General features: G+C 60.6%; 25 protein-coding genes and 3 tRNA genes. 18 read left to right on the plus strand and 10 right to left on the minus strand.

What is annotated here, in order from left to right; genetic code table 11:
- Nucleotides 1–4 precede the first annotated feature (4 nt).
- Nucleotides 5–337 carry a hypothetical protein gene (locus tag PPRO_RS21030; protein WP_011736904.1) on the plus strand — a complete coding sequence of 111 codons (333 nt, stop codon included), beginning with the start codon at nucleotides 5–7 and terminating at the stop codon, nucleotides 335–337.
- Between the two features lie 57 nt (nucleotides 338–394).
- Nucleotides 395–931: a metalloprotease family protein gene (locus tag PPRO_RS15275; protein WP_011736905.1), complete on the plus strand. Its 537-nt coding sequence runs from the start codon at nucleotides 395–397 to the stop codon at nucleotides 929–931.
- A 79-nt stretch (nucleotides 932–1,010) separates the two neighbouring features.
- Here PPRO_RS15275 and PPRO_RS15280 read toward each other — a convergent pair whose 3' ends face one another.
- Entirely contained in the window at nucleotides 1,011–1,220 is a 210-nt protein-coding gene (locus tag PPRO_RS15280) for a hypothetical protein (protein WP_049759843.1), read from the minus strand.
- Nucleotides 1,221–1,347: 127 nt separating this feature from the next.
- Here PPRO_RS15280 and PPRO_RS15285 point away from each other — a divergent pair, with 127 nt between their 5' ends.
- The 4 genes from PPRO_RS15285 (at nucleotide 1,348) to PPRO_RS15300 (ending at nucleotide 5,627) form a co-directional block, all read left to right on the plus strand.
- A complete protein-coding gene (locus tag PPRO_RS15285; RefSeq protein WP_011736907.1) occupies nucleotides 1,348–1,794 on the plus strand; it encodes an Hsp20/alpha crystallin family protein in 447 nt (148 codons plus the stop codon).
- Nucleotides 1,795–2,026: 232 nt separating this feature from the next.
- Nucleotides 2,027–3,016, plus strand: a complete 990-nt coding sequence (gene dusB / locus PPRO_RS15290) for a tRNA dihydrouridine synthase DusB (protein ID WP_011736908.1) — start codon at nucleotides 2,027–2,029, stop codon at nucleotides 3,014–3,016.
- Nucleotides 3,003–4,112, plus strand: coding sequence for a two-component system sensor histidine kinase NtrB (locus tag PPRO_RS15295; RefSeq protein ID WP_011736909.1), 1,110 nt, complete (start codon nucleotides 3,003–3,005; stop codon nucleotides 4,110–4,112). Before dusB ends, PPRO_RS15295 begins: the two co-directional genes overlap by 14 nt.
- A 72-nt stretch (nucleotides 4,113–4,184) precedes the next feature.
- On the plus strand, nucleotides 4,185–5,627 hold the full coding sequence (locus PPRO_RS15300) for a sigma-54-dependent transcriptional regulator (RefSeq protein ID WP_011736910.1): 1,443 nt from the start codon (nucleotides 4,185–4,187) through the stop codon (nucleotides 5,625–5,627).
- 55 nt (nucleotides 5,628–5,682) lie between these two features.
- On the opposite strand, the gene argC is transcribed toward PPRO_RS15300, so the two are convergent.
- From argC to rplM, 8 genes are all read right to left on the minus strand, one after another.
- Nucleotides 5,683–6,723, minus strand: coding sequence for an N-acetyl-gamma-glutamyl-phosphate reductase (gene argC / locus PPRO_RS15305; RefSeq protein ID WP_011736911.1), 1,041 nt, complete (start codon nucleotides 6,721–6,723; stop codon nucleotides 5,683–5,685).
- Between the two features lie 240 nt (nucleotides 6,724–6,963).
- Entirely contained in the window at nucleotides 6,964–7,026 is a 63-nt protein-coding gene (locus tag PPRO_RS21905) for a hypothetical protein (protein ID WP_083761332.1), read from the minus strand.
- Between the two features lie 394 nt (nucleotides 7,027–7,420).
- Nucleotides 7,421–7,810: a biotin/lipoyl-containing protein gene (locus tag PPRO_RS15315; protein ID WP_011733990.1), complete on the minus strand. Its 390-nt coding sequence runs from the start codon at nucleotides 7,808–7,810 to the stop codon at nucleotides 7,421–7,423.
- Between the two features lie 51 nt (nucleotides 7,811–7,861).
- Nucleotides 7,862–8,038 carry a hypothetical protein gene (locus tag PPRO_RS21295; RefSeq protein WP_198138289.1) on the minus strand — a complete coding sequence of 59 codons (177 nt, stop codon included), beginning with the start codon at nucleotides 8,036–8,038 and terminating at the stop codon, nucleotides 7,862–7,864.
- A 24-nt stretch (nucleotides 8,039–8,062) separates the two neighbouring features.
- Nucleotides 8,063–9,613: an acyl-CoA carboxylase subunit beta gene (locus PPRO_RS15320; protein WP_011733989.1), complete on the minus strand. Its 1,551-nt coding sequence runs from the start codon at nucleotides 9,611–9,613 to the stop codon at nucleotides 8,063–8,065.
- 55 nt (nucleotides 9,614–9,668) lie between these two features.
- Entirely contained in the window at nucleotides 9,669–11,168 is a 1,500-nt protein-coding gene (locus PPRO_RS15325) for a methylmalonyl-CoA carboxytransferase subunit 5S (protein ID WP_011733988.1), read from the minus strand.
- Nucleotides 11,169–11,525: 357 nt separating this feature from the next.
- Complete coding sequence (gene rpsI, locus PPRO_RS15330) at nucleotides 11,526–11,918, minus strand: 30S ribosomal protein S9 (protein ID WP_011736913.1); 393 nt, start codon at nucleotides 11,916–11,918, stop codon at nucleotides 11,526–11,528.
- A 21-nt stretch (nucleotides 11,919–11,939) separates the two neighbouring features.
- Nucleotides 11,940–12,368 carry a 50S ribosomal protein L13 gene (rplM, locus tag PPRO_RS15335; protein WP_011736914.1) on the minus strand — a complete coding sequence of 143 codons (429 nt, stop codon included), beginning with the start codon at nucleotides 12,366–12,368 and terminating at the stop codon, nucleotides 11,940–11,942.
- Between the two features lie 204 nt (nucleotides 12,369–12,572).
- Between rplM and gatC the strand changes: the two genes are divergently transcribed.
- From gatC to PPRO_RS15380, 9 genes are all read left to right on the plus strand, one after another.
- Nucleotides 12,573–12,860 (plus strand): Asp-tRNA(Asn)/Glu-tRNA(Gln) amidotransferase subunit GatC, encoded by a 288-nt coding sequence (gene gatC / locus PPRO_RS15340; protein WP_011736915.1) that lies wholly within the window; start codon nucleotides 12,573–12,575, stop codon nucleotides 12,858–12,860.
- A 28-nt stretch (nucleotides 12,861–12,888) separates the two neighbouring features.
- The gene (gene gatA / locus PPRO_RS15345; RefSeq protein WP_011736916.1) at nucleotides 12,889–14,346 is read left to right on the plus strand and encodes an Asp-tRNA(Asn)/Glu-tRNA(Gln) amidotransferase subunit GatA; all 1,458 of its coding nucleotides are present in this window, start codon (nucleotides 12,889–12,891) and stop codon (nucleotides 14,344–14,346) included.
- 74 nt (nucleotides 14,347–14,420) lie between these two features.
- Nucleotides 14,421–15,860, plus strand: coding sequence for an Asp-tRNA(Asn)/Glu-tRNA(Gln) amidotransferase subunit GatB (gene gatB / locus PPRO_RS15350; protein WP_011736917.1), 1,440 nt, complete (start codon nucleotides 14,421–14,423; stop codon nucleotides 15,858–15,860).
- Between the two features lie 12 nt (nucleotides 15,861–15,872).
- Nucleotides 15,873–16,235 (plus strand): response regulator, encoded by a 363-nt coding sequence (locus tag PPRO_RS15355; RefSeq protein WP_011736918.1) that lies wholly within the window; start codon nucleotides 15,873–15,875, stop codon nucleotides 16,233–16,235.
- Nucleotides 16,236–16,239: 4 nt separating this feature from the next.
- The gene (locus PPRO_RS15360; protein WP_011736919.1) at nucleotides 16,240–17,856 is read left to right on the plus strand and encodes a chemotaxis protein CheA; all 1,617 of its coding nucleotides are present in this window, start codon (nucleotides 16,240–16,242) and stop codon (nucleotides 17,854–17,856) included.
- A gap of 144 nt (nucleotides 17,857–18,000) precedes the next feature.
- Nucleotides 18,001–18,729: a LolA family protein gene (locus PPRO_RS15365; RefSeq protein WP_011736920.1), complete on the plus strand. Its 729-nt coding sequence runs from the start codon at nucleotides 18,001–18,003 to the stop codon at nucleotides 18,727–18,729.
- 109 nt (nucleotides 18,730–18,838) lie between these two features.
- On the plus strand, nucleotides 18,839–19,324 hold the full coding sequence (locus PPRO_RS15370; protein ID WP_011736921.1) for a YajQ family cyclic di-GMP-binding protein: 486 nt from the start codon (nucleotides 18,839–18,841) through the stop codon (nucleotides 19,322–19,324).
- Between the two features lie 239 nt (nucleotides 19,325–19,563).
- On the plus strand, nucleotides 19,564–20,886 hold the full coding sequence (gene rimO, locus PPRO_RS15375; RefSeq protein WP_041532889.1) for a 30S ribosomal protein S12 methylthiotransferase RimO: 1,323 nt from the start codon (nucleotides 19,564–19,566) through the stop codon (nucleotides 20,884–20,886).
- Between the two features lie 136 nt (nucleotides 20,887–21,022).
- Entirely contained in the window at nucleotides 21,023–21,460 is a 438-nt protein-coding gene (locus PPRO_RS15380; protein WP_011736923.1) for a TraR/DksA family transcriptional regulator, read from the plus strand.
- On the opposite strand, the gene PPRO_RS15385 is transcribed toward PPRO_RS15380, so the two are convergent.
- On the minus strand, nucleotides 21,418–22,602 hold the full coding sequence (locus PPRO_RS15385; RefSeq protein ID WP_049759756.1) for a DUF362 domain-containing protein: 1,185 nt from the start codon (nucleotides 22,600–22,602) through the stop codon (nucleotides 21,418–21,420). The genes PPRO_RS15380 and PPRO_RS15385 overlap by 43 nt on opposite strands.
- 287 nt (nucleotides 22,603–22,889) lie before the next feature.
- Here PPRO_RS15385 and PPRO_RS15390 point away from each other — a divergent pair.
- The 3 genes from PPRO_RS15390 (at nucleotide 22,890) to PPRO_RS15400 (ending at nucleotide 23,295) form a co-directional block, all read left to right on the plus strand.
- Nucleotides 22,890–22,965, plus strand: a tRNA-Lys gene (locus PPRO_RS15390).
- A 54-nt stretch (nucleotides 22,966–23,019) separates the two neighbouring features.
- Nucleotides 23,020–23,095: transfer RNA gene (locus PPRO_RS15395), tRNA-Lys, on the plus strand.
- Between the two features lie 122 nt (nucleotides 23,096–23,217).
- Nucleotides 23,218–23,295, plus strand: a tRNA-Glu gene (locus PPRO_RS15400).
- Nucleotides 23,296–23,624: the final 329 nt, after the last annotated feature.

Raw genomic sequence — 23,624 nt, forward strand, 5'->3', positions numbered from 1 at the left:
TATCATGGAAGAACTTATTTTTATTGTTCAAGGTTCAGCAAAAGAACCATATAAAATTACATTCAGAAAAAGCAATAATAATTTATCTGCTTATTGTACTTGTCCTGCAGCGTATAATGGTCAGTTTTGCAAGCATCGTATGAATATTATTGGTGGATTGACGGACGGAATAGTAAGTGGTAACACACTTGAAGTTGAGATAATCTCAACGTGGCTTTCTGGTACCGATATTGAAACAGCGGTCAATGAAGTTATAAGTGCTGAAGAGCAATTAGGGATTGCAAAGCGCAACCTTGCTTCAGCCAAAAAACACCTTGCCAGGGCTCTCAGTGATTGAAGCTTTCGTGTTTGAATGCGAGCAGACTCGCTTTACTCGAGATGAGACCGCCGAACCATGCCGCGCCTGCTGCTCTCCTACCTGACCTTTCCCGGCATCATCGTCCACGAGTTCGCCCATGCCTGGGCCTGCCGCAGGCTGGGCATCCCGGTGGAACGGGTCTGCTACCTGCGCCTGGGAAACCCCATGGGGTACGTGCTGCACGCCAGGCCCGCATCCGTGGTTCGGCATATCCTGATCGTGCTGGCGCCCTTCTTCGTCTCCTCGGCCGTCGCCCTGGCCGCAAGCCTGGGGGCGGCCCTGCTGGCCAGAAGCCGCCTCCCGCCGGAGAGTCGTGACGCAGCCTCGATCCTGGCGCTGTGGTTCGCCTTTTCCGCCGGCCTGCACGCCTTCCCCAGCAGTGGCGATGCCGACGCCCTGCGGGATGAGATCAGCAGCCCGGAGAGGGGACTGCTGGCGAAGGCGCTCCTGATTCCGGTGCTGGGCATGCTCCACCTGATTCGGCTCGGCTCCCGTTTCTGGCTGGATATTCTCTTCGCACTGGCCATGGTGGGGCTGGCGCCCACACTACTGCTGATCCTGACCGCTGACTAGCGGGCAGCGAGCTATCCCGCAGACCGCCAGGGAGCGCTCCTTTCAAGCCCCCCCCTCGCCGCGCAACGCCCGGCTCGGTTTACGGCTTGCCGTCACGTCCCGGCTTGCCCTTCCCCCGGGAAAGCCCGAGCCTGCGCAGCAGAGGCGGGATCACCTGGGCCGCCACGATCAGTGCGCAAAGCCCCAGAAAGATCCAGACGACGACTCCGCTCTTGTCAACCTTCCCGGCATCTGCTGCACCCGCCGTCACCGGCGCCAGGCCCGCCAGCGTTCCCATGAACGCGACCATGATTTTCACGGCATCCTCCCGAATGTTGGTCTCATCTCCCCCCCTTGACAACCCAAAAACAGTCATTACCTTTTAAAGTGGGGTGGCACCCCGCACCAGCACCTAACCCAACAAGGAGGATACCACTATGGCACTCGTGAAGTACAACCCCTTGAGAGAACTACGCGGCATGCAGGAGCAGATGAATCGTCTCCTCAATCTTTCCTGGAACCACGATCTGGCCGGTGAAGATCTGAAAGAGGGTCTCTGGCAGCCTGCGGTGGATATCTACGAGACCGAGGACTCCATCGTCATCAAGGCGGAACTGCCGGATGTGGAGCAGAAGGACATCGAGGTGCGCATCGAAGACAACACCCTGACCCTGAAGGGCGAGAGGAAGCATGGCGGGGAGGTAAAAAAGGAGAACTACCACCGCATCGAGCGCTACTTCGGCTTCTTCCAGCGCAGCTTCAGCCTTCCGGCCAATATCCAGCAGGACAATGTCAGCGCCACATGCGACAGGGGGGTGCTGACCATAACGCTCCCCAAGAAAGAGGAGACCAAACCGAAACAGATCAAGGTCGACGTAAAATAAGGGACAACGGCTCCAGACCGGAACGGGGAGAGCCGCACAATGCCGGCCCCCCCCGTTCTTCGTGGAGTACCAGCCTGCCGCCGACAGGTATCTCCCCCCCTCTCCGCAAGCGTATACACTTTCCCGCCGGTTTTTCCCCTTGCCATTTAGCACAACCGTGCTATTATGCCCAAATTTTAGGCACAAATATGAACATCACGGAACGCCTCCTTCCCACCAACATGCGCCTATCATGCTGAAACCATTAAAAATTGGCTCGCTGACCCTGGCGCACAATGTCGTGCTCGCCCCCCTTGCCGGAATCACCAACCTGCCCTTCCGCGTCATCTGCCGCCGCATGGGAGCGGCACTGGCATTCACCGAGATGGTCAGCGTCAATGGACTGGTGCGATCGGGCAGCAATACCCTGGCGCTGCTCAAGAGCACCCCCGAGGACCATCCCCTGGGTATCCAGCTCTTCGGCGATAGGCCGGAGGATCTGGCCGAGGCGGCCCGCAGGGTTGAGGGGACAGGAGAGTTACTGGACATCAACATGGGCTGCCCGGTGCGCAAGGTGGTGGGAACCGGCGCAGGCAGCGCCCTTCTGCGGGAACCGCTCAAAGTGGCCGCCATCATCCGGGCGGTGCGTGCGGCAACCCCCCTGCCGCTGTCGGTCAAGATTCGTTCCGGCTGGCACTGCGGCGAGGACTCCTATCTCCGGATCGCCCAAATAGCCCAATCCGAGGGATGCGACGCCATCACCCTGCACCCGCGCAGCCGCAGCCAGATGTTTTCCGGCCACGCCGACTGGGACCAGCTGCGGGAGTTGAAGTCCCAGCTCAGCATACCGGTCATCGGCAGCGGCGACCTGTTCACCCCCCAGGACTGCCAGCGGATGTTGGCAGAGACCGGCTGCGACGGCGTCATGGTGGCCCGCGGAGCCCTGGGAACGCCCTGGATATTCAGACAGGTCCTCGAACTGGGAGAGAGCGGCTCATTCCGCGAGATAACCAACGCCGAACGGGCCGACATGATCCGCCTGCACCTGGAACTGTACCTGCAGACGTGGGGAGAATCCATCGCCAGCCGGGAGATGAAGAAACATATTGGCTGGTACGCCAAGGGGTTCGCCGGCGCGGCGGACGTACGCCGGGAGGCCAACAACGCACGCTCGACAACCGACATACTCGCCCTTGCGGACAGAATCCGGGGAGTGCCCGACACACACCATGAACCTACCTGACTCACGAGAAGAAAACCAGATTCCGCTGGATGACTACTACGCCACGGTCATCGACAGCGTCGGCGACGGCGTGCTGGTCATCAACCGCGAGGGGCTGATCACGCTCTGCAATCCGGCTGCCGAGGAGATCACCGGCCTCTCCCGGCGCCACGCCCTGGGCGCCAGCTTCCGGAAGCTCTTCTCCCATGAGGCCACGCTCCTGGAGATGGTCAACAAGACCACCCGCACCGGCGTCACCATATCCGACCATGAAAACGTCGTCGTGCGCGGCATGGCCAGGGTCACCCCGGTGGCGGTCACCTGCTACCCCCTGATGCGCGCCAACGGCGAGAACATCGGCGCCATCCTGACCCTCAAGGACATCACCTATATCCGCGAACTGGAGGCGGCGGTGCGCCAGGCGGACCGCCTCTCCACTTTGGGCACCCTGGCCGCCGGACTGGCCCATGAGGTAAAGAACCCCCTGGGCGGCATCAAGGGGGCGGCCCAACTGCTGGAGCAGGAACTGGCCGCGGAGAGCGAACTTCTGGAGTACACCCGGGTGATGATCCGTGAAACGGAGCGCATCGACCGTATCATCAGGGAACTCCTGGAACTTGCCTCGCCACGGGGCCTGAAGCTGGCTCCAGTCAACCTGCACCGCATACTGGGGGACATCCTGCTGCTGCAGAAGCAGGCGGTGGCGGATCGCCAGATCTCATTCGTGACCCATTTCGATCCCAGCATCCCCGACATCATGGCCGACAGAGAGATGCTGACCAGGCTGTTTCTGAACCTGATCCGCAACGCCATCGACGCCATTGCCGAATCCGGGCAACTGACCGTGACCAGCCGCGTCCTGTCCGACTACCGTCTGGCCCAGAACCAACGGCGTTCACGCATGGTTGCGGTGGATATCGCCGACGATGGCCCCGGCATTCCCGGCGCTGACCTGGAAAACATCTGGACCCCCTTTTTCAGCAGCAAATCCACCGGCACCGGACTGGGGCTTACCATCTGCCACAAGATCGTGTCGGAACATCGCGGCATGATCAAGGTGGAGTCAGATCCGGGCCACGGCACCAAGTTCACGGTTCTGCTGCCGCTGGTGCAGTAGAGGCTGTTCAATGTTCCCGGTTTCAATTCTGAACCCTGAACCAACATACCGAATTCCCACGAGGTTATACATATGACACTTACCAGAATCCTGGTGGCCGACGACGAAGAGAGCATGCGCTGGGTTCTTTCCAAGGCCCTGAAGAGGAAGGGCTTCACCGTCGACCTTGCCGACGACGGCCGACAGGCCCTGGCGCTGATCCAGGAGAACAGCTACGACCTGGCCATCCTGGACATCAAGATGCCCGGCATGAGCGGCCTCGATCTGCTGGACCGCATCCGCGAGATGAAGAGCGACCTGCTGGTGGTGATCATGACCGCCGAGGCCAGCATGAAGAACGCCGTGGAGGCCATGAAGCGCGGTGCCTACGACTACATCACCAAGCCCTTCGACCTGGACGTCATCGACGCCATCGTGGAAAAGGTCGGGCGGGCGCGGGAGATAGCCGGCCAGGTGTCCCTGCTCAAGCAGGAGCTGAAGGAACACTACCAGGTGGAGAAGAACATCATCGGCAACTCGGCCGCCATGCAGAGTATCTACAAGACCATTGGCAAAGTGGCTGACAGCGACATTACCATCCTGATCCAGGGAGAGTCGGGCACCGGCAAGGAGATGGTGGCCCGGGCCATACATTTCAACTCAGGCCGACTGGGCAAGCCATTCGTGGCCATCAACTGCGCCGCCATTCCCCGCGACCTCCTGGAGAGCGAGCTGTTCGGCTCGGAGAGGGGTGCCTTCACCGGGGCCAGCGAGCGCAAGCAGGGCAAATTCGAGCAGGCCAACCAGGGGACGATCTTCTTGGACGAGATCGGCGACATGCCGCTGGACCTGCAGGCCAAGATCCTGCGCGTGCTCCAGGAGCACGAGGTTACCCGGGTGGGCGGAACCCAGAGCATAGCGGTGAACGTGCGCATCGTTGCCGCCACCAATCAGGAGTTGCAGGAGCGGGTCCGCCAGCGGGAGTTCCGCGAGGACCTGTACTACCGCCTGAACGTGGTCCCCATCACCCTGGCCCCTTTGCGGGAGCGGCGCGACGACATCCCGGAGCTGGTGCGCTACTTTCTGGACCGGACCTGCACGGAGCTCTCCATACCGCCCAAGCAGCTCACCCCCGAAGCTATGGCCCTGCTGTCCAGGCATTCCTGGCCAGGCAACGTGCGTGAGCTGGAGAACACCATCAAGCGCGCCGTGATCCTCTCCAACGACCCCATGCTGACCGAGGCCGATTTCGACGGCCTGCAACCGGAGGGGGAGGAGACGGCAATGACTCCACAGGATGCCTCGCTGGAGGCCATAGTGGAGGCAAAGCTGAGGAGTTGCCTGACTGGCATCGAAAAGCTGGACAAGAGCGACATCCACGCCAAGGTGCTGCAGCAGGTGGAACGCCCCCTGATCCGCTTTATCCTGGAAAAGACGCGCTGGAACCAGGTCAAGGCGGCCGACATCCTGGGCATCAACCGCAACACCCTGCGCAAGAAGATCCACGATCTGGAGATAGAACTGAAACGGGGCTGACCGTCAAGACGGCCAGCCCCGCGATGTTCACGACGCGCGTGGCATCCCCCGGAAATCAGGGGAAGAGCGCCAATCCGCTCAGGCCGGCGGATTCATAGAAGCCGCAGACGATATTCATGTTCTGCACCGCCTGACCGGAGGCCCCCTTCATCAGATTGTCGATGGCCGATACGACGATGACCCTGCCGGTGCGCTTGTCCACAACCGGCGCTATGTCGCAGAAATTGGACCCGCGCACGAAGGCGGTGGAGGGGAGGCTGCCCAGGGGCAGCACCCGCACGAACGGCTCCTCGGCGTAGAAGTTGCGGTACAACTCGTTCAGCTCCTCGGTGGTGACACCCTTCAGGGGGGTGGCATAGATGGTGGAAAGGATGCCCCGGTCCATGGGCACCAGATGGGGAGTGAAGGTGAGGGTCACCTTTTCCCCGGCAAGCAGGGACAGTTCCTGCTCGATCTCGGGAGTGTGGCGATGCACGCCACCCACGCCGTAGGCCTTGTATCCCTCGTTCACCTCGCAGTACAGCGAATCCACCTTGGCTCCCCGTCCCGCGCCGGTCACTCCCGAGGCGGAATCGGCGATGATGCTCTTCAGATCGATCATGCCGTTTTTCAGCAGCGGCGCCAGTCCCAGGGTGATGCTGGTGGGGTAGCAACCGGGGTTGGCCACCAGCTTCTTCCCGCGAATGCTCTCCCGCCTGATCTCGGGCAGGCCGTACACGGCGCTCTTCAGCAATTCGGGATTCAGGTGCGGCTCGTACCAGGCACCGTAGACCTCGGCATCGCTGAGGCGGTAATCGGCCGACAGGTCGATGACCGTCTTGCCCAACTCCATGAAGGTAGGCATCACAGCCATGGCCGCCTTGTGGGGCAGTGCCGTGAAGATCAGGTCGGCCTTCTGGGAGACCCGCACCGGCTCCAGATTCTCCAGCACCAGGCTGCAACGATCCCTCAGGGTGGGAAAGACCTCGTCGATACGCTTCCCGGCGCTCCGCTCCGAAGTTACGCAGGTCACCGCAACCTGCGGATGGGCGTAGAGGATACGGAGCAGTTCCAGGCCGGTATAACCGCTGGCTCCGACGATTGCTACGTTAAGCATGAAAACGACCTCCTGATTCGTGGATATGGGATACAACGACCGTCAGCAGCCGACGAACGAGCGGGGGGGACGGTACGGTGGAGAGCGTAGACCATGTGGCGTGCGCTGTCAATCTTCCCCTTTCCATCCCCGACCAGCGAAGCGTTGGCGGTGTTTATTTTCGAACGCCCGTGCAAACGCAGAATCTCGCGAGGGAGCGGGCTTTACCGCCCATGGGAGAGTAAGAACCCGACACAGGTTTCAGGCAGGGGGCTGCAACCTGCGGTAGACGGTATTTCTGCTGGCACCCAGTTTTCGCTCCATGGCGATGATGTTGCCGCGGCACTCCCGCAGCGCCTCCTGGGCATGCCTTTGGGCACCCTCTTCCGCCTGCCCCAGGACTACGACAGCCTCAATGTGATCGACTGCGGGAGATCAACCTGGACTTCCAGGGCGCGAGGCGCATCATTCTGAAACGGTATGAAGCCCAGGACTGTTCCAGGGAAAGCTTTGAACACGAAAGTGAATTCAACACTCCTCAGAAGATCTGTGTGGGGGTGCGTCAGGATGCAGTCAGCAGCAGGAAGTTCCGCCAGCCCTAGTTCCCCCCCTCATCACGCACACTCTCTTCACGCACCCCAAACACACAAGCGCCCCGCGGGACCTGATGGTCCGCGGGGCGCTGTGGTTTGTTTCGTTACGGCTTTGGGCCTGTGGACTATTCGAATTCCACCAGGACCTGGCCGTTCTTCACGGCCTCGCCCGGGCTTACGTGGATGGCCTTGATCTTGCCGGCCACATGCGCCGTGATGTTGGTCTCCATCTTCATGGCCTCAAGCACCAACAGCAGGTCGTCCTGCTTGATCTCCTGGCCCACTTCGCTGGTGACCTTGAAGACAACGCCGGCGATGGGGCTGCGGCAGACCTTGTCGTCCGGCAGGCCGTCGGCGGCAGGCGCGGTGGCGACCGGAACAATCGGGGTCACCGGCTGGGAGCTGATGGTGGCGGCGGGAACCGGCGCGGCCGCCGGCATGCGGACTTCTTCGCCTTCGACGATTTCAACGTCTACGACGTATTTTTTCGAGTCTATTGTTAAGGTTAGCTGCACGTCGAGTCTCCTCTGAAAGATATTCTTACAGTCATGGATGTATGCGCGTTTCTAGATACTGCTGATACGTGCCCCGTGCAGTGCAACACGCCCCTGCATGGCCCAGCTGCTGGGTCCCTGGTCCCTGATCACGCGCGCTTTTCTGATACGCACGTTCTTGCCAAGGAAGGCGGCGATGGAGGCTGACATGATCATCAGTATTTCCGGTGCTATTTTCTCTTCCGACATTGCGTCCTCCGGTGTGGTGTGTGGTTACAGCGGAATCAGGCCGTGCTTCTTGGCCGGACGCAGCTCGCGTTTGCGGTAGAGGATGTCGAGGGCCATGGCCAGTTCGCGACGGGTGTACGCCGGTTCGATGACGTCGTCCACCTGGTTGCAGGCGGCGGCGGCAAACGGGTTGGCAAAGTTCTCGCGGTATTCGTCGATGAGTTCCTGGCGCTTGGCCTTGGGATCGGCAGCTTCTTTGAGCTCTTTACGGAAGATGACGTCGACGGCGCCTTCGGCACCCATGACGGCGATCTCGGCGGTGGGCCAGGCCAGGACGCGGTCGGCGCCCAGGTCTTTGGCGCACATGGCCAGATTGGCGCCGCCGTAGGATTTACGCAGCTCGACGGTGAGCTTGGGTACGGTGGCGGCGGAGTAGGCGAAGAGCATCTTGGCGCCGTGACGGATGATGCCGCCGTATTCCTGCTGGACACCGGGCATGAAGCCGGGGGTGTCGACGAAGGTGATCAGCGGGATGTTGAAGGCGTTGCAGAAACGGATGAAGCGGGCAGCCTTGTCGGAGCAGTTGATGTCCAGGACGCCGGCCATGGCGTTGGGCTGGTTGGCGATGACGCCGACGGTGCGACCCTGCAGGCGGGCAAAGCCGATGACGATGTTGGTGGCGTAGCCGGCCTGGATCTCCATGAAGTCGCCCTTGTCAAAGATGTTGACAATGACGTCACGGACGTCGTAACGCAGTTTGGGATCCAGCGGTACGATGTTGTTGAGAGCCTTGTTGGGCAGGATGGTCTCTTCCGCTTCCAGCTGGGGAGGATCTTCCAGGTTGTTGCTGGGCAGGAAGGAGAGCAGCCTGCGGGTGATGTCCAGGGCGTGCTTGTCGTCTTCGGCGACGAAGTGGATGACGCCGGAGGTGTTCATGTGAACCTGCGGCCCACCCAGGTCTTCGGCGCTGACCACTTCACCGGTGACGGCCTTGATGACGGCAGGGCCGGTGATGAACATGCGGGCGCTCTTGGTCTGGATGATGAAGTCGGTGAGAGCCGGGCTGTACACGGCGCCACCGGCGCAGGGACCGGCGATGATGGAGATCTGGGGGATGACGCCGGAGGCCTTGACGTTGGCGTAGAAGATGCGGCCGTAGCCACCCAGGCTGTGGTTACCTTCCTGGATGCGCGCCCCGCCGGAGTCGTTGATGACGACGCAGGGAGAGCCGGTCTTGAGGGCGTCTTCCATGGCCCGCACGATCTTGTCGGCGTGGACTTCGCCCACGGCGCCGCCGGCGACGGTGAAGTCCTGGCTGGCTACGTGCACGAGGCGGCCGTCGATGGTGCCGGCGCCGGTGACGACACCTTCGGCAGGCAGGACTTTGCCTTCCATGCCGAAGTAGGTGCAGCGGTGCTTGGCGTACATGCCGCTCTCCAGGAAGCTGTCCTGGTCCAGCATGTAGTCGAGACGCTCACGGGCGGTCATGCTGCCGGCGGCGTGCTGTTTCTCAATTCGGGCGCGACCGCCACCAAGGGCGATCTCGGCCTTCTTGTCGTTGAGTTCCTGGATTCTATCCTCTATTGTGATTGCCATGGTTCCTCACTTGTATTGAAATTACAATGTAGAAGTAAGCGATTACGTGGTCAGGTTACTTTTTGTACGGGGCGACGACTACCTTGTGTTTCTGCCCTTCCAGGGTGACGGCATAGGTGATCGGGCCGGTGATCTTGCCCTGGTGCTCGGCAGCGGTGGCTGCGTCGACGGCGCCTTCTTCCGGGTCCTTGCCCAGGTTCATCGGGCCTTCTGCGCGGGTGGCGAAGAATTTGGCGGCTACCTGGGGGAACATGGCGTAGGTGAGCACGTCTTCGTCGCTACCGTCGTTGCCTTCCAGTGCTTCTGCTTCAGCTCTCAGTTTTGCCCATTCAGGATCGAGCAGGTCGGCGGGGCGGCAGGTGATCGGCTCTTTCTTGGCATGATCCTGGGCCTTGGCAACGATTTCCATGTTCTTGTCGCCGGGGCTGGCGCCGTAGTAGCCGAGCATGATGTCGGCGAATTCGCCGGTGAGGACCTTGTATTTGCCCATCAGGACGTTGAGGACGGCCTGGGTGCCGACGATCTGGCTGCTGGGGGTGACCAGCGGTACATAGCCGGTGTCCTTGCGAACGCGCGGTACTTCTTCCAGAACTTCGGTGAGGCGGTCGCCGGCGCCCTGCTGGTTGAGCTGGCTTTCCAGGTTGGAGAGCATGCCGCCCGGGATCTGGCTCTTGAAGATTTCGGTCTCGACGCCGGTGACGGCGGAGAGGAACTGCTTGTAGCGGCCAAGGGTCTTGGAGAAGTACAGTTTGGCCTTGAGGACCCGGTCCAGGTCAACTTTGGTGGTGTAGCCGGTGCCTTCCAGCATTTCGATCAGGCTCTCGGTGGGGTTGTGGCCAGGTCCCAAGCTCATGGAGCTGACGGCGGTGTCCACGCAGTCCACGCCGGCTTCGATGGCTTTCATCAGGCTGACCAGGGTGACGCCGGTGGTGGAGTGGGCATGCAGCTGGACGCGCAGGCCGGGGCAGGCTTCCTTGATCCCCTTGACCAGGTCATAGGCCGGCTGCGGCTTGATCAGGGCGGCCATGTCCTTGATGCAGATGGAGTCAACGCCCATGTCCTGCAGGCGCTTGGCCTGGTCCACGAACAGGGCGGTGGTGTGGATCGGGCTGACCGTGTAGCTGATGGTGCCCTGGGCGTGCTTGCCGGCTTTCTTGACCGCCTTGATGGAGGTCTCAAGGTTGCGCAGGTCGTTCAGGGCGTCGAAGATGCGGTACACGTCCATGCCGTTCTCGGCCGACTTGTCCACGAAACGCTCAACCACTTCGTCCTGGTAGTGGCGGTAGCCAAGCAGGTTCTGGCCGCGAAGCAGCATCTGAAGCTTGGTCTTGGGCATCAGCTTCTTGAAGGTGCGCAGACGCTCCCACGGATCCTCGTTCAGGTAGCGGATGCAGGAGTCGAAGGTGGCTCCACCCCAGCATTCGATTGACCAGTACCCGGCGTTGTCAAGCTCTTCACAGATGCCGGTCATGTCCTCGATACCAAGACGGGTGGCGATGAGGCTCTGGTGAGCATCCCGCAGGGCAAGTTCGGTTATGTCGATGATCTTATCCATGTAGTTTCCTGTCTCCCCAATGAAAATAGTGGTGCTAAAAAAATTCAGGGCGTGAATGCCCCTGTTACCCATGGTTGTACTTACACGCAGCAGCCTCGGCCCACTCCCGCCAGGGAAGCGCCTATCCACGCAAATCAAAAGCTGTTCTCTCTGGAGCGCATTATCACTTAGCTTTTTTCAATTTTATTGTCAATAAAAAAATATCCCGGCAACAGACCGCCCAGGTGAGGCGCCCAAATGCCAAAACAAGGCGTTTCCCCATGCCGGCGCCGACCAACCGGACAGAAAAAAGGGGAAACTTCACTGTGGAAGTTTCCCCTTTTACAAACAGATGCCGGTCGTAGGACCAGTCCCCTCTTAACGCTTGGAGAACTGGAAGCGGGCGCGCGCTGCCTTGCGGCCGTATTTCTTACGCTCCTTGACGCGGGAGTCGCGGGTGATGAATCCGGCTTTTTTCAGCGTGCCGCGCAGCTCGGCATCAGCCTCCAGCAGCGCCTTGGTGATGCCGTGCCTGATGGCACCGGCCTGACCTGAGTCGCCGCCACCCTGAACGGTGACGAATACGTCGAACTTGCCCACATTCTCGGTCAGTTCCAGGGACTGGCGAACCACCATCTTCGATGTCTCGCGACCGAAGTAATCGTCCAGCGTTTTTTTGTTGACGGTTATCGCGCCGCTGCCCGGCTTGAGCCATACCCTGGCTACCGAGCTTTTGCGCTTGCCTGTTCCGTAAAAGCTTTCTGCTGCCATATCGTGCCTCTCCTCAGAGTATTAAAGTGCCAGAACCTTGGGCTGCTGCGCATCATGGGGATGACTGCTACCCGCATAGATCTTCAGCTTCTTGAGCATGTGGCGGGAGAGCTTGTTCTTGGGAAGCATGCCCTTGACAGCCCTCTTGATCAGCTCCTCAGGTTTCTTCTCCAGGAGCTTGCCCGCGGAGATTTCCTTCAGGCCACCGGGAAAACCGGAGTGGCTGTAGTAGGACTTGTCCGCCAACTTGCGGCCGGTGAGGGCGATCTTTTCAGCGTTCACCACGATGACAAAGTCACCGGTGTCCACGCTGGGGGTATAGATTGCCTTGTTCTTGCCGCGCAGGATGTTCGCAATCTGGGAGGCGAGCCTTCCCAGCACCATCTCCTGAGCATCCACCAGATACCAATCACGCTTAACGTTTTCGATTTTTGCAACTTCGGTTTTCATAGAATCCTCACTGAACATGTCCAGCCACGGGTGCTGAACATGGATTTTTCGAAGAGACGTAACCTACTAAATGGCCGTCTCCATGTCAAGAAAAAAGATTTTTTATCCCCGAGAGCGGGCCAACCATGTTGTCAAGCCCGCTGTTTTCATGATACAAGAGCCTGCCGAAGCAAGAAGCAACAACATACTTCCGGAGTTACCCCTATGAAGATTACCATCGCCGATGTGGAACACGTTGCCCGCCTGGCCAGACTGGAACTGAGCGACGAAGAGAAGCAACTCTTTGCCGGTCAGATGGACACCATCCTCGGCTATGTCGATAAGCTGAAGGAGCTGAATACCGACGGCATTCAGCCCACCTCCCACGCCGTCCCCATGGAGAACGCCTTCCGGGAGGACCAGACCCGCCCATCCATCGGCACCGCGAAGGCCCTGGCCAATGCGCCGGATCCGGTTCTGGGGTTCTTCCGCGTCCCTAAGGTTATCGAATAATAACATACTCGCACACTGGAGCCAGTGAATGGATCTTTTCGACCTCACCCTACATGAACTGCACGCAAAACTGAAGAGCAAAGAGGTTTCCTCCCGCGAGGCGACTTCGGCCATGCTGGACCGCATCGCGGAACTGGAACCCCGGATCAACGCGTTCATCACCGTCACGCCGGAACGCGCCCTGGCCGAGGCCGAGGCGGCGGACCGGCGCATCGCGGCGGGTGAGGCGGACGTCCTGACCGGCATACCGCTGGCAGTCAAGGATATCTTCCTCACCGAAGGGACGCTCACCACCTGCGGTTCCCGTATCCTCAACAATTTTATCCCCCCCTACAGCGCAACCTCCTTCGAGAAGCTGAAGCAGCGGGGGATGGTCCTGCTGGGAAAACTGAACCAGGACGAGTTTGCCATGGGATCGTCCAACGAGTCCAGCGCTTCCGGCCCGTGCCGCAACCCCTGGAACACGGACTGCATCCCGGGAGGCTCTTCGGGCGGTTCGGCCGCGGCAATCGCGGCCCGCCAGGCCACGGTCACCCTGGGCACGGATACCGGCGGTTCCATCCGCCAACCGGCCTCCCACTGCGGCTGCGTGGGGCTCAAACCGACCTACGGCCGGGTCTCGCGCTACGGCGTGATCGCCTACGCCTCCTCCCTGGACCAGGTAGGGCCGCTAACCCGGGATGTCACCGACTGCGCCATCATGCTCGGCGCCTTGGCCGGCCACGACCCCAAGGACTCAACCAGCGTCGACAGGCCGGTTCCCGATTACCAGGCTGCCCTGACCAACGACATCAGGGGGCTCAGGATCGGCCTGCCCAGGGAATACTTCATCGAGGGGCTCGACCCGGACGTCCAGGCATCCATGGACCAAGCCATCGAGACCTACCGCCGCCTGGGAGCCGAGTTCACTGAGATATCCCTCCCCCACACCGACTATGCCGTGGCCAGCTACTACCTGATAGCCACCGCCGAGGCAAGCGCCAACCTGGCCCGCTACGACGGCGTCCGCTTCGGCCATCGCGCCGAGCAGGCCGAGGGGCTGCTGGAGATGTACTCCCGGAGCCGCAGCCAGGGCTTCGGCAGCGAGGTCAAACGCCGCATCATGCTGGGAACCTACGCCCTCTCCTCCGGCTACTACGACGCTTACTACCTCAAGGCCCAAAAGGTGCGGACTCTGATCATGGCCGACTTCATCCAGGCCTTCGAGGGAGTCGACCTAATCCTGACCCCTGTTGCCCCCACACCGGCCTTCAGGATCGGAGAAAAGGTCAACGATCCCCTGCAGATGTACCTCTCCGACATTTTCACCATTCCGGTCAACCTGGCAGGGACCTGCGCCATGTCACTGCCGGCCGGCATCAGCGGGCAGGGTTTGCCCATCGGCGTACAGTTGATCGGCAAGCCGTTCGGCGAGGAGACCATCCTGCGGGCGGCCCACGCCTTCGAGCAAGCCACCGAATGGCACAGCCTGAGGGCGCCGCTGTAGGGGCGGCCCCTGTGACTGCCACCAAGGGTAACCACACGGAGTTACCCCAACACTGACTTCGGAGAACCGTTCACATGAAATACCAAGCCGTTATCGGACTTGAGGTTCACGTCCAGCTCAAGACCGACTCCAAGATATTCTGCGGATGCTCCACCTCCTTCGGATCCGACCCCAACTCCCAAACCTGCCCGGTCTGTCTGGGGCTGCCCGGGGCACTGCCGGTGCTGAACAAAAAAGTGGTGGAATTCGCCATCAAGGCCGGTCTGGCCACCAACTGCTCCATCACCCAGCGCAGCATCTTCGCCCGCAAGAACTACTTCTATCCGGACCTGCCCAAGGGATACCAGATCAGCCAGTTCGAGGATCCCGTCTGTCAGTGGGGCTGGCTGGATATCGAGCTGAACGGCGAAACCAAGCGCATCGGCATCACCCGCATCCACATGGAAGAAGACGCCGGCAAGCTGGTGCACGCTGACGTCCCCGAGCTGGAGGACGGGTCGGGCGTGGACCTGAACCGGGCCTGCACACCGCTTCTGGAGGTGGTCTCCGAACCGGACCTGCGCTCATCCGACGAGGCGGTCAGCTATCTCAAGCAGCTGCACCAGATCGTGACCTGGCTCGGTATCTGCGACGGCAACATGGAGGAGGGGAGCTTCCGCTGCGACGCCAATGTCTCGGTCATGGAGCAGGGGGCCGAGAAATTCGGCACCCGCGCCGAGATCAAGAACATCAACTCCTTCAGGTTCGTCAAGCAGGCCATCGAATACGAAATCCAGCGCCAGATCGACCTGATCGAGGATGGCGGCACGGTTGTCCAGGAAACACGCCTGTTCGATCCCGACAACGGCGTGACCCGCTCCATGCGCAGCAAGGAGGAGGCCCACGACTACCGCTACTTCCCCGATCCCGACCTGGTGCCGCTGGTAATCGACGACGACTGGATCCAGCGGGTGCGCCAGGGCCTGCCCGAACTGCCCGAGCACAAGAAGCAGCGCTTCATGAGCGAGTTCAGCATCCCCGCCTATGACGCCGAAGTGCTCACCGCCAGCCGTCCCCTGGCCGAATACTATGAGGAGTGCGTGGCCTGCCACCACGACGGCAAGGCGGTTTCCAACTGGGTCATGGGCGAGGTCACCCGCGGACTGAACGACAGCGGACTCTCCATAGAAAACTGCCCGGTCACCCCCCGGCTACTGGGGGGACTGCTCAAGCTGATGGATAACGGCACCATCTCCGGCAAGATCGCCAAGACGGTCTTCGACGAGATGTGGAAGAGCGGCAAAGAGCCGGCCGTCATCGTGGAGGAGCAGGGACTGGTCCAGGTTTCCGACAACGGAGCCATCCTGGCCATCATCGACGAAATCATGGCCAAAAACCAGGGACAGGTGGCTGAGTACCGCAGCGGCAAGGACAAGTTGTTCGGGTTCTTTGTCGGCCAGGTCATGAAGGCCAGCAAGGGCAAGGCCAACCCCTCCCTGGTTAACGAGTTGCTGCTGGAGAAGCTGAAGGGATAGGGGGAACGGACGATGAGCCAGACCGTAATGATCGTCGATGACGCGCTGTTCATGCGAAAAATCATACGCGGCATTCTGGAGGAAAACGGATACCAGGTCGTGGCCGAGGCGGCCAGCGGCATCGAGGCCATGCGGCGCCTGCACGAACACACTCCCGATATCATCATCCTGGACATCATCCTCCCCGACGCCAACGGCCTCGATCTGCTCTCATCGATCCTCGGCGCAAGCCCCTCCTCCAGTGTTGCGGTCTGTTCGTCCATCGGCCAGGAGCCGGTCATCCAGAAGGCACTGGAGCTGGGAGCAAAGGCATTCATCCAGAAACCGCTCACCCCGGAAAAGGTGATCTCCGCGCTGTCGCACATGGAGGCATAGCACCATGGACATTTCCCAGTACCGGGATCTGTTCGTCTCCGAGGCCCGCCGGCACCTGGAGGCATTCAACAGCCTCATCGTCCAGCTGGAGAGCAGCCCCGACGCGAAAGGCATACACGAACTCTTCCGCCATGCCCATTCACTCAAGGGCATGGCGGCCACCATGCAGTTCGACCGCATCGCCACCCTGGCCCACCACCTGGAAGACCTGCTGGCCGCGGTCCGCGACGGCGGTTCCGCTCCCGATGCGAGGCTGTGCGACATCCTGCTGGAGGGAGGCGACCTGCTGACCGCCATGGTAACGGTCATCGAAGCGGGTAATGGAGCAGACCTGCCCGATACGGAGCACCTGACCCAACGAATCGTCGACTTCGCCCCCGCCCAGGAAAAGCCCAGCCACCCCGAAACAACCGCAACAGACCAGCCCTCCCCCCCCCTACACCAGTTCAGACAGTCCGACTCGTTCACAACCGTCCGGGTAAAGGCCGAAACCCTCGATCGCATGGTCACGATCACCGGCGAGCTGATCACCACCCAGCACCGCCTGGCGGAGCGCTGCAGATCCGCGTCAGACCAGGACTTACACGAGCCGTTGAGCCAGCTTGCCCACCACCTGCGCGAGCTGCGCGACGAAATATTCTTGGCGCGCATGCTCCCCTTTTCCGTAGTGGCGGAACGCTTCCCCCGGCTGGTGCGCGACCTGGCCCGGGAACGGCACAAGGAGATCAGGCTCTGCATCGGCGGAGGAGAGATCGAGCTCGACCGGGGAATCCTGGAGGCGATCGTCGAGCCGCTGGTTCACCTGCTGCGCAATGCCGTGGACCACGGCCTGGAGCCCGCCACGGAGCGCATGGCGGCAGGAAAGGAGCGCTGCGGCCTGATCACTCTGACCGTCAGCCGGGACAGGGATCAGGTCAGCATCCAGGTCGCCGATGACGGGCGGGGCCTGGATCCGGGCCGTCTGGTCGCCAGGGCGCTGGAGCGGGGAGAGATCAGTCCGGGCCAGGCAGCCGCCCTGTCAGCCGACGAGGCGCTGATACTGATCTGCGCCCCCGGCTTCTCCACCGCGGAAACGGTCACCGATACCTCCGGCCGCGGGGTGGGCATGGATGCGGTCAGAAGCACCGTCCGCAGCCTGGGCGGAAGCATCTCCATCCAGTCTGCGGTCGGCATGGGGAGCTGCTTCACGCTCACCCTTCCCCTGACCGTCTCCATCATCCAGGCCCTGCTGGTGGAGTGCGGCCCGCTGACCGTCGCCTTCCCGGTCAGCGCAGTGGAGCGGACCCTCGAGCTCACCGGCACTGATATCGTAGAACAGGACGGCCACCGCTTCTGCTCATCCGCAGGAGCCAGCATTCCGCTCTTGGGCCTTCACCAGGTACTGGGCTGCCCCCCTCCCGTGCGGACGCCCCGGCACGTTCCGGTTATCGTCAGCAGGATCAACGGAAAGCTGACAGGCCTTGCGGTCGACGCCATCAGCGGGCAGCGGGAAATCTTCGTCAAGCCGCTGGGCAGGCCCTTGTCGCAGCTGAAAAACAGCAGCGGCGGCGCAATCCTGGGCAACGGCCGCATCGTCTTTGTCATGGATGTGAACACCTTGGACTTAGGAAGTCCCGCCTGATTGCCTGACCTACGGCACCCATACACCAGGCGGCGCGGATCCCGATTCGTCAAAGCGGTTGCGATGACGCCCCTGTTATGGCACAGTAACCGATCACTGACCGGAGCCATCCCCTGGCGCCGTTCCCGGAGGAGATACCAATCCATGAAATGCCGATCACGCATGTTTTCCAGTCTTTTCGCACTGTTCCTGCTGGTCATGACCTCATACCCGGCCCTGGCAGCGGAACACCCGGCAACGCTCAGCGATGTGGTCAGCGCCCTGGAGAAGGGTTACGCCACGCTCCAGGACGTTCAGGCCGACTTCAGCCAGAGGACCAGCGTGGCCGGCATGAAAAGAGAACAGCGCGGCAACGGAGAAATGCTCCTGAAGCGACCCGGTTCTTCCACGGCCATGTTCCGCTTCAACTATGCCAGGCCGAAGCAGCAGATCGTCTCCAACGGAAAGCAGGTCTGGTTCTACCTCCCCGACAGCAACCAGGTGATGGTGTCGTCCATGGAAGCCATGTTCAAGGGGGGCAATTCCATCGCACTCTCCTACCTGACCGGCATGGGGCATGTCTCCCGCGACTTCTCCATAAGCTTCGCCCGGGAACGCCAGGACAAAAACGGCAACTACCAGCTGGAGCTGCTGCCCAAAAAGCCCACCGCGGTGCTGGCCCGGCTGTCACTCAGCGTCTCGGGAGAGGCGGTAGCCCGCTACCTGAGACAGGGGAACGTGAGGGACATCTTCCCCATCGTCTCTTCCGTCGTTGTTGACGCAGGCGGCAACCAGACCCGCATCGACTACGGCCGGGCAAGGGTCAACAGGGGCATAAGCAGCTCGAAGTTCACCTTCAGGCCCCCCCCGGGGGTGGACGTCATACAACAGTAAGGTTTTGACACGAACCAGGAACAGAGGGCCTGGCTGCGGCTTCCGAACTCTGTAGCCAGGCTTCTGCCTTTGCAACGATTTTCACATTTCCCATGGGAGGTTTTCAGCTATGCCGTCATTCGACATCGTTTCAAAAGTCGACATGCAGGAGGTGGACAACGCCGTCAACCAGGCGGTCAAGGAGATCAGTCAACGCTACGACTTCAAAGGCTCCAAGAGCGAGATCAGCCAGGAGAAAGATGCGGTCAGGGTGCTGGCCGATGACGACTTCAAGCTCAAGGCGGTCATTGACGTCTTGCAGTCCAAGTTCCTCAAGCGCAACATCTCCATCAAGGCCCTGCAGTACGGCAAGGTCGAACCGGCCTCGGGCGGTATGGTGCGCCAACTGATCTCGGTCCAGCAGGGGATCTCCAAGGAGAAGGGCAAGGAGATCATCGCCGTCATCAAGGAGTCCAAGCTCAAGGTACAGGCCCAGATTCAGGACGACCAGGTGCGGGTCACCGGCAAGAACCGCGACGATCTGCAGGGCGCCATCCAACTGCTCAAGGGCAAGGATCTGGATATCGAGATGCAGTTCGTGAACTTCAGGGAGTGATGTAGTCCCGAGCCGCTATCCGGGGAGAGGGCCGCCCATTGCCTGGGCGGCCCTTTTTCTCGAACCACACACAGGCAGCTTTTCATGGCACAGCCAGTTCAGCTGCCCCCCGTCATCAGCCCCCCCCGCATTCCCAACAAAAACGATTGCCTTTACAACGCACAATCCGTATAAAAGCACGTCAACAACCGTAGAGGCACGAGGTACACGTGGAATCAACAGAGAAACAGAAAGTCAGCATGGTCAGCCTGGGCTGCTCAAAGAACCTGGTGGACGCCGAGGTGATGCTGGGACTGCTCGCCCGACAGGAGTACGAGATCACCACCGACGAGCGCGAGGCAGACATCATCATCGTCAACACCTGTTCGTTCATCAAGGAAGCCAAGCAGGAGAGCATCGATGCCATCCTGGATCTGGCCGAGCGCAAGAACGACGGACGCTGCCATACCCTGATCGTCTCCGGCTGCCTGCCCCAGCGCTATCAGGAGGAGCTGGCGCGGGAACTTCCCGAGGTGGATATCTTCATCGGCACCGGCGACTACCCGCGCATCGCCGAGATCCTGGCGGAAAAGTCCGGCACGGACGAGCAGCTGTGTTATATCGGCGACCCGGACTTCGTCTTTGACGAAACTCTGCCGCGGCTCAACTCCTCACCTGCCTGGTTCTCCTATCTCAAGATCGGCGAGGGGTGCTCCAACCGTTGCAGCTACTGCATCATCCCCAAGCTGCGGGGGCCGTACCGTTCACGACCGCTGGAGGCGCTGGTGGCCGAGGCGGAGCAGTTAGCCAGCCGGGGTGTCAAGGAGCTGAATATCATCTCCCAGGACATCACCCGCTACGGCAGCGATATGGAGGACGGCACCACCCTGGAGACTCTGTTGCGCCGCCTGGTGCAGATCGACGGCATCCAGTGGATACGGCTTTTGTACGCCTATCCGGACGGCATCAGCGACGCCCTGATCGCCCTGATCCGCGACGAGCCGAAGATCTGCAAATACCTGGACATCCCGCTGCAACACATCAGCGACCCGGTCCTGAAGCTCATGCGCCGCCGCAGCAACGAACAGCAGATCAGGGAACTGCTCGCAAAACTGCGCCGGGAGATTCCGACCCTGGCGCTGCGCACCTCCCTGATCGTCGGCTTTCCCGGCGAAACGATGGAAGACTTCACCAGCCTGATGCAGTTCGTGGAACAGGCCCGCTTTGACCGCCTGGGGGTATTCTGCTATTCTCGTGAGGAAGGAACGCCAGCCGCCACCATGCCGGATCAGGTTTCCGAGCGGGTCAAGCGCGAACGCCACCGCAAACTGATGCGCATCCAGGCCCGTCTCTCCTTCAAGCGCAACCGCGAACTGATCGGAACAACCGAGCAGGTCATCGTCGAGGGGTACAGCGAAGAGACCGAACTGCTGCTCAAGGGACGCTCTTCGCGCCAGGCGCCCGACATCGACGGCCAGGTGTATATCACCGCCGGTACCGCCGATGTTGGGGATATCGTCGCCCTCAGGATAACCGATTCATCGGACTACGACCTGATTGGAGAGATCCAGGAAAGGACCTGAAAAGAGCTTCGACCCAATCGCCTTTGGCTGGCCCATTTATCTTGACAAGCAGTTTTTTTTTTGCTAGAAGTGCCGCCTTCAAATGCGGCCCCCGGCCACGTGAATACTGAAGCATACCAACATACCGGAGCACGACATGGCAACAGATCAGGCCAACAAGTGGAATGAAATCAGTGTGATCCTCCATAAAATGAAGGATGACACCCTGCGCGAGATACAGAAGACCCTGAAGAGCGGCACCGACATCCTGACCATCAACGAGCCCAGCGGCGACATCTACGATCAGGCCTCATCGGAGCGCGACCGCGAACTGGGGCTCTTGCTGGGAGACCGGGAGCGGGAGAAGCTGCACGCCATCGACGAGGCACTGCTGCGCATCAGGGAAGGGGAGTACGGCATCTGCGAGGAGTGCGAGGAGGAGATTCCTTTGGGCCGCCTGAAGGCGCTGCCCTTTGCCCGACACTGCGTCAGGTGCAAGTCCGACCTGGAGAAGCTCCAGGCCCAGACCAAACGCTTCGAGGAGGATCGCGCCTACCGGGAGATCCCCCTGGGAGGCGATGAGGAAGAATCCTGACCCCTGCGCCGGTTTCGTAACGCGGCCACCAGCCTCATCAGCACCCCGCGATGCACCTCCATGGCATCCCGGGGGCAGAGCTCACGACAACACCAGCATCGAATACAGCGCCCTTCGTCGATCGACAGGGCGCTGTTCTTTATGCGGATCACCCGGGGAGGACAGGCATCACGGCAGATGCCGCAGAGCACGCAGCGTTTTTTGTCCACGACCGGCCGCGCCGTAAGGTGCCGCCTAAGCCCCCGTTTCAGGAATTCGGGCAGCCCGAACTGAACGTCCAGCCCCCGGGGCAGACGGAAGGGGCGGAGCGAAAACTCCTCCAGGGCGCTGCCCACCAGTTCCAACCCATCTCCGCGGGCACCCGCAAGCCCCATGCGCTCGGCCTCGCGCTGGATGTGCAGCATGTCGGCCGGCAGCCCCGCCAGACGCGCCGCCACGGCATCCACCGCAAGCGGATTGACCCCGGCGATCAGGGCGTTCAGACTGACCGGATCGCCGCTGCCCGGCCCGTCCCCCTCCATGGCAACCACGGCATCCACCACGTTCAGGGTCGGTTTCTTCAGCAGATAGATCTCCAGCAGCAGGTGGGCAAACTGCTGGCGGGAGGTGCCAGCCCTGAGATGCCACTCCGCCTTCTCCATCCCCACCACAGCGCCGAAGAGGTTTTTCACGGCGCAGGTCATGGTCATCATCTCGTGTGTCTTCAGCTTGGGAAGATTGATCACCTTGTCGGCCTCCCAGTAGGCCCTGGCAAGGGTTATGCGCCGGAACGTGCCATTCCCCTGAACCTCGACGGTTTCATCGAAAGGAACGAGCTCTGCCCCCCCTTCCAGGCTGGCCCTGCCGATGCCGCTCCTCTCGGCCACTTTCTGGTAATTGTCGATGCCCGGGCTGTCGCCAACCATCACCGATGCGCCGGTGCTCCGCACCAGCTCGGCCATGATCCTGACCAGTGCAGGATGGGTGGTGACAGCCGCCTCCGGCGACCGGGCCGCCAGCATGTTCGGCTTGAGCAGCACCCGTTCCCCCGGCCCCGTGAAAGCGCCAATCCCCCCCAGCGGCTCCAGAAGCGCCACAACCGCCTCCCGTAACCGCTCATATCCATAACTGTCAACACGCCTGACACTGACCCTTGCTTTCACTTCGCACCCTCTTTCAATGCAACATCCCCTACTCTCCCGGTGCTGCCCGCCTTCCCAATTCCCGCGCCCACACTCTATACCATGGCCAAGATTGAGCCAAATCCTTTTAATCGTGCGAAATCGCTTGACGACCCATAACGAGCAACCATCTGAAATAAAACGATAAAACACATCACACCCATCCTCTCCTGCATCCACATCACAGACATCTTTTAAAAAAAGCGTTCGATCCCCAAAAAAGTAATTGACTCCACTTGGATGTTGTAGTAAAAACTCAATTCTTAATTGAGCCGCTAGCTCAGTCGGTAGAGCACCTGACTTTTAATCAGGTGGTCGTTGGTTCGACCCCAACGCGGCTCACCAAAAAATCAGGGGTTGCGGCATAGGACGTGACCCCTTTTTTTTGAAACACCATGCGGGCATATAGCTTAGTTGGTAGAGCAGCCGACTCTTAATCGGCAGGTCCTTGGTTCGAACCCAAGTATGCCCACCAGAAAAAAACCCGAAATACAAAAAAAGTATTGACTGAAAAATAAAGTTACGATATAAGTCAAGTCTCTCGCGGCTGATTGGGCCAACACCGCTTCGGCGGGCCAGCAACGAGATTAATCAAACGTCCCCTTCGTCTAGCCCGGCCCAGGACACCGCCCTTTCACGGCGGCGACACCGGTTCAAATCCGGTAGGGGACGCCAAATTTCAAAAAGGTCATTTCCGCCACTGGAAGTGACCTTTTTTCTTTGGTACTCCCGGCTGGATTCAGCAAGCAAATCAAAGGGTTGCCTGAAGTTGGGCACAAGCTCCCCGCTACCGAAAGTGGAGTTCGAGTACACCAGATTAAGCAATTTGCGTTTTTCCTCGGAAACCTGCCGCAAATACAGGCTGGGGGCCTTTTGAGCGAGTTCGAGTAAACGCTCGGCGCTGTCGATGCTCTCCCCCTTTTCCTGCTTCAATTTCTCCATTTCAAACTTGATGTCGGTCAGCTCGGAGCGGAATTTGTTGCTGAGCCTCCGGTACTCGTCTT

This window comes from Pelobacter propionicus DSM 2379, assembly GCF_000015045.1.
In the GTDB taxonomy this organism is placed as follows: Bacteria; Desulfobacterota; Desulfuromonadia; order Geobacterales; family Pseudopelobacteraceae; genus Pseudopelobacter; species Pseudopelobacter propionicus.